Source organism: Acetobacter lambici, assembly GCF_011516885.1.
Taxonomy (GTDB): Bacteria; Pseudomonadota; Alphaproteobacteria; order Acetobacterales; family Acetobacteraceae; genus Acetobacter; species Acetobacter lambici.
Genome location: NZ_WOTD01000137.1, coordinates 1 through 1,167 on the forward strand (window position 1 = coordinate 1; position 1,167 = coordinate 1,167).

1 protein-coding gene is annotated in these 1,167 nt (G+C 58.9%); it reads left to right on the forward strand.

The window, feature by feature from the left end; all coding sequences use genetic code 11:
* Positions 1-1,133, forward strand: a protein-coding gene (locus GOB86_RS15485; protein ID WP_165993548.1) for an IS3 family transposase whose coding sequence is annotated in 2 segments (ribosomal slippage) — positions 1-205 and positions 205-1,133 — 1,134 coding nt annotated over the 2 segments. Because the reading frame shifts where the segments join, the coding sequence is not laid out codon by codon here. This gene is flagged as partial in the annotation.
* Positions 1,134-1,167: the final 34 nt, after the last annotated feature.

The following is a 1,167-nucleotide window of genomic DNA, read 5'->3' on the forward strand; positions in this document are numbered from 1 at the left end:
CTGGAGGCGATCCGTGGGGAACTGACGCTGGCGGAACTGGCTTCGAAACATGGGGTGCATCAGACGATGATCGCACAGTGGAAACGGCAGGCGATCGAGGGGATGGCGGCGACCTTTTCCGGGAAGACGGTGGCTGAGCCGCCGGTCAGCCCAGCTGATGTGGAGAAACTGCACGCGAAGATAGGCGAACTTCTCGTGGAACGGGATTTTTTACGCGCTGCCTCTGCTCGGTTGGGCGTGATCAGAGGCGGCAGATGATTGACCCGAAGAGAGCATGCCTGCCGATAATCCGGCAATGCACGCTGCTGCAACTCAACCGGTCGGGCGTCTACTATCGGCCTGTGCCACAGAGCGAGGCCAATCTGGAGCTGATGCGGCTGATCGACGCCCAGTTCCTGGAAACGCCCTATTATGGCTCACGGCAGATGACATGGCATCTGCGCCGCCTGGGACATGAAGTGGGCCGCAAGCGGGTCCGGCGGCTCATGGCGATCATGGGCCTGCGGGCGATCTACCAGAAGCCGCGCACGACCGTGCCTCATCCGGAGCATCGGAAATATCCATATCTGCTGCGGGATCTGGTCATCAATCGGCCTGACCAGGTCTGGTGTTCCGATATCACATATATTCCCATGAAACGGGGATTTCTCTATCTCGTGGCGATCATGGACTGGTTCACGCGCAAGGTCCTGTCCTGGCGTCTGTCGAACACGATGGACGTGGAGTTCTGTATCGAGGCGCTACAGGATACCCTCATGCGCTATGGCGCCCCGGACATTTTCAATACTGACCAGGGGTCGCAATTTACGACACCCTGTTTCACCGGAATACTGGAAGAGCGTCAGATCCGCATCAGCATGGATGGGCGCGGTCGCTGGCTGGACAACGTGTTTATCGAGCGTCTGTGGCGGTCGCTGAAATACGAATGCGTCTATTTGCACGCGTTCGAAACCGGATCGGAGCTACGGGCCGGGCTTGGCAGATGGATCGCCCATTATAACGAAAGGCGTCCGCATACGGCGCTGGCTGGACGTACGCCCGATGAGGCGTATCATGACGTGCCGACGCCATCTGGTCCGGGGTTAACCCCGGACCAGATGGCCAACAGCAACGCCGTCAGAAGGGCGGCATAACAACAACCGGGTATAGCTTATCAAGCCCGCAAAA